This is a genomic window from Streptococcus pseudopneumoniae (assembly GCF_001074975.1).
Lineage (GTDB): Bacteria > Bacillota > Bacilli > Lactobacillales > Streptococcaceae > Streptococcus > Streptococcus pseudopneumoniae_D.
The window spans coordinates 1-4505 of the sequence record NZ_JUUO01000095.1; the positions used below are offsets into that span (position 1 = coordinate 1).

Sequence of the window (4505 nt, forward strand, 5' to 3'; positions counted from 1 at the left end):
CGGTGCGTAATCATCTTTATCACGGTTAGTTACTGTTACATTTACTGGGACGTCTTCTTTTGATCCATCTGGGTATGTTACTGTAACCTTACCTGTGATTTTATCTCCTGGATTCTTATCCGCTGGAATGGTTACGGTTACTTTCCCTTTGTCATCTACTGCGATAACTCCTGGTTGATCACTTACATATGTTGTTCCATCTGGAATTTTCTTACCATCTTTTTCTTTTAATGGTAAGTCTACTGATGTTCCTGGTTTTCCATTTCCATCGTCATACTTCGGTGTGTAATCATCTTTATCTAGGTTGACTGCTGTTACCGTAAAGTTGAAGTTTACTGGATCCGCATTATTTCCATCATTATCTGAAGCTTTAAATGTAATCGTATTTGTTTTACCAACGTCTTCTGCAGTTGTTGTAATAGTTATTTTAATTACTTTTTCTTCAGGATTATTTGTGATATAAGAATAGCTTGCTTTTTGTTGCAATACTCTACTTAGATACTTATTAGCAAAGTCATTAAAGTCAAGATTAACAAATGTATTATCTTTTGCTGTTACTGTGAAGCTTACTGTTTCACCTTCTACTACTGTTTGGCTTGACGGCGTAATCGTTAATGTTGGTTTTTGAACATCTTTTGCAATTGCTGTTGCTGGATCTGAATCAGCACCATTTCCATTCTTCGTAATTACTGTTACTTCTGTTCCGTCTTTTACTTTATTTTCCGGAATCGTGATTTCCCCAGTATTTGGATTGATTTGTACTTCTGGAGTATTTACTGTCCAGTTTCCTTTCGGATCTTTCTTTCCTTCAGCTGTTTTTTGCTTGTTATCTTCCCCTGTATAGCTTACAGTAATCTTATCTACTTTCGTTGAATCTTGCGGTTTTGCAGTTACATCCCCATTATCCTTAGCTGTTGCTACTGGTGTTTGTGGTTTATCATCTATAACATGTACCGCCGCATCTACAAGAAACGTGCCACGTTGTGGTATTACTACTTCTACCGTACCATGAACAGGTTTTCCTGGCTCAGTGACTTTCGATACATCAGGATCTTTAAACCAACGATAGGTTGTACCTTTTGGCAATTTATCGGTATTTCCAATACTCTTACTAGCATCTGGAACAACTCCTACTTTAGTAGTTTGCTCTTTAGATACTGGTTGGAAATTGAAATTAGTTGCTTCTTCCGGTCTCAATGGCAACGTACCGATGATGGCGTTTTGACCTTCTTTATACCGAATTTTTCCTCCCGTTGTATACCCTCCATAGGCAAGATACGGATCATTCGCTAAACGTGATTTGATCTCTGATAACATCGGGTTGCTTTTATCTTTTTTACCCCAATCCGACATAATACTTTGATCCAATTCATCACCTTCTAAAACTTTTGTTTTGAAAGTCATAATTGTACGGTTCCCAGCAGTCACGTTCAGTCTATCCTCGATAACTCCACGAACAAGATTGTATTCAAGACCTCCTTTCTTGATACCTAACATATCCAGGACTCGAGGGAATGCATCATCATTAGGCTCTGTACCATCTCCACTCTTTTTACGATAAATATTCTTCTGCCATCCATTTGATGGTTCTATATAATCCATCCAAGCATCTACATTTTCAGCATAAGATGATCCAGAACGTTTCTCTCCATCTTTCACATAAGCACGGAATACAGGGTGGTCATACTCCCACGCTGAAGCAGTAGGATATGTTTTATAAGATTCCTGTTTACCTTTTTTAATTTGGGTATAAGTAAAATCATACGGATCTCCAACCGTACGCGGAATTGCAAGTGAGATTTTTTTAGACAATCCTGCCTGCGCATTTGCCGCTGGACCTGAGTCTACAATCCAGTAATAATACTTGCTACCATTTTCTTCAACACGCATCTCACGATACACACGAATGTTATCATAAGCTTGATTAGCTTTTCCTTTACTTACGAAAGCATACTGCTTCGTATCTGGTGAAAATACATCGCGGTGTGAGTAATCAATCATAGGATTTTCAGTCCAACCAACACCGAAGTCTGTGACTTTTGTTGCACGAACAATACTCGTTCCACGACCAACTACTTTCCCATCTTTAGTTACTACAGCTGTGACTTCCGCACCTTCCACCATTAGGTTAGGATCAACGTCAACAGTAAAGTATCCATTAGATTGCGACTTCGTTTTATATTTTTGTCCTCCTACTGTGATTTCCACATCAGATTCCGCTGCTGTATATCCATCAACTTGTTTAATATAGGCCAGGCTATCATTGAAGGAAACTGTATGTCCTTCGCTTACAACTTCAGTAGCGACAGTTGTGCCATTCACTACCAATGTAACTGTATCTCCAACTTTAATCCCAGGAGCATTTAACTTGAACTGTCCTGAATCATCAAGCGTTGAAGTTACCAACGTCTGGCCATTTTTCTTAATTTGAATTGTTGAAGATGGTGTCGCATATCCTGTAACAAATCCAGAATCCGCTACAACGATTCCTAATTGTCCACGTTTTGTATCTTTATCTATTGGTACAGATCTTAGACCAGTTCCTTCACCCATACTCTGACCATTACGTGGATCATGAGAAGCTGAAGTCAAACGCGTTGTAGCGTTTTTAACAGAGTTAAACATTCGCTTCACAAGTTTGTTCATTTGTTCAACATCTGTCAGAGATACTGTGGTATTTTCAAGAACACCTTGAGCCAATCCCAATAGTTCATTGGCTTTTTCAAGAACTTCTTTGCTTGTCTCATGCGCAGGCAATTCCAGAACCGCTGCCTTCAATTGATCTACAGATACTTTCAAAGAATCTTTTTTAGCTAATACAGTTTGATTCTCTTCGCTTGCTCTTACTTCAGAAGAAACTGCGCTCGCTACGATGGCACCCTGATTCTCAGTTTTATCTACTTGAACCTCACTTGATTCTTTAGAAGCAGCTGATAAGACTGTCACATCTTTAGACAAGAGTTCTACAAGCTCATCGATATCCTTTTGAACTAGCTCAGAACTTTCTAGGGCTTCTTTTCCTTTTTGAAATCTATCTTTAATAGGTGAGACTACTGAGTTGTCAAGGTTTAATTTAGTTGAAAGAAGAGAATTTACTTCTTCAACTACTTTTTTCAACTTGGCTTTATCAACTGTAATAGCGCTATTTGCAACAATTGCAGTTTCTTTATTTTCTAAAGAATTATTAGCCACATCTACTTTGTTTTCAGTAGGTTCCGTAATATCTAGAGGCGAATCGGCCTCATTTTTAGGACTTACTACACCCGCAGTAGATGGTGAACCACTTTCACTTACGCTATTTGCGCTAACGACGCGCGTACCTAAAAACATCAGTGCTGCTACGGCTACTGAAGCTGCACCAAAGCTATATTTACGAATAGAAAAGCGCAAAACTTTTTCACGTTGATGACGCTTTACTTTATATGAATTCGATTTATGTTCCATTTCTCCTCCTAAGGAAAATATATTAAAAAAGCAATCTTTATAACTTAAACTCCTTTAAAAGAGTTAAACTACAAAAATCACTATGATGATTACTATTAGCAAATAACATCACAGCTATCACAGCTATCACAGCTATCACAGCTATCACAGCTATAACAGCTATAACAGCTCAATTATACCATTTTTTAATACATTTAATCAAGCATAAATCGGTTTATTGCATAACATAATGGATAAAATATTCAATCATTTATAAAATGTTATTATATATTTAAAATAAATCTGTAGCCACTTATCATATCAGATAAATCATCATTTTGGATAGTAAAAAATAATCATCTAGGAAATTTAATGGTAACAGATGACTGACTCTATGTCCCAATCGAGAGCTTCTTATACTCAATGAAAATCAAAGAGCAAACTAGGAAACTAGCCGCAGGCTGTACTTGAGTACGGCAAGGCGACGTTGACGTGGTTTGAATTTGATTTTCGAAGAGTATTAGCACAAATATTAGTATCTACTTTTCAAAAATACAACAACGGCCTTGAACCTCTTAAAATGAGGAACAAAGCCGTTGTTCATTCTTTTATTCATTGTCCACTTAACAATGAACAATTCATATTTTAACTAAATTTTTACTTTAGTCTTCTTTTTTCTTACGAGCTACAAGTCCAAATCCACTCAATAGTCCAAGAAGTCCTAGAGATGCAAGAGTCGCATTTGATTCTGTTCCTGTATTTGGCAATACATTTTGAGAATCATTTGATTTAGCTCCATTATCCATAGTAGTCTTAGTATCTACCTGATCTGCATTCGGAGTAACTGCATTTGGAGTTGGTGTTGCTGGTGTTGGTGCAGGTGCATCTTGACCAGAACCTCCATTAGTATCAGGTTTGACTGGCGTATCAGGTGTCACTGGCGCAACTGGATTTGTATCTGTTGGTGTTGCTGGTGTGACCTTACCTGGTGTTGTTACTGGAACTTCAACTGTTGGTTGACCTGGTTCTGTAATCTTAGCTGTTCCTGGAACTTTACCGTCTGGTAATTCGCTGTTTGGTAC

2 protein-coding genes are annotated in these 4505 nt (G+C 37.7%); both read right to left on the reverse strand.

The features are described 5' to 3' along the window. Nucleotides 1-3444, reverse strand: a 3444-nt coding sequence (locus ADI86_RS05320) for a YPDG domain-containing protein (protein ID WP_049532077.1), incomplete at its 3' end; no start/stop codon positions are given. Between the two features lie 641 nt (nt 3445-4085). After that, the coding region (locus tag ADI86_RS12230) for an LPXTG cell wall anchor domain-containing protein (RefSeq protein WP_049532078.1) at nt 4086-4505 on the reverse strand (420 nt) is incomplete at its 5' end.